1 pseudogene is annotated in these 318 nt (G+C 62.3%); it reads right to left on the bottom strand.

Features of this window, described 5'->3' with window-relative positions:
• Window positions 1-137 precede the first annotated feature (137 nt).
• Window positions 138-318: pseudogene (locus AC805_RS16905) on the bottom strand (multidrug ABC transporter permease); the annotation flags it as partial.

The raw sequence follows: 318 nt of genomic DNA, 5'->3' as shown, positions 1-318 counted from the left end.
GGCTGGTGGGGCGTGCCTGGAATCTGTCGTAGGGCGTACTCGCGAAGCAGTACGCCATCGGATTTGCGAGGCGACGAAGCGCGGCGGACTGTTCGCTGGCGCTCCTGAGTCCGCCCTACGGAGAGATTCCCTATTGGTCAACCTGCTTTGCGCAGCGCGGCATGTTGCGGGTTGAAGCTGGCTACGGCGAGCAGCGTCAGTAATACCGTCAGGCCGGCGCAGATCAGCAGCGCCTCGATATGCAGGCGCAGGTAAAGCGCGTTGCGCACTAGCTCCACGGCATGGGTAAAGGGGTTGAACGCACACAGCCAATACAGC

Origin of the sequence: Pseudanabaena sp. 'Roaring Creek' (assembly GCF_001402795.1) — a bacterium.
GTDB lineage: Bacteria > Cyanobacteriota > Cyanobacteriia > Pseudanabaenales > Pseudanabaenaceae > Pseudanabaena.
Note: the sequence above shows the minus strand (reverse complement) of the source record. Positions and strands in the feature narration are given on the sequence as shown.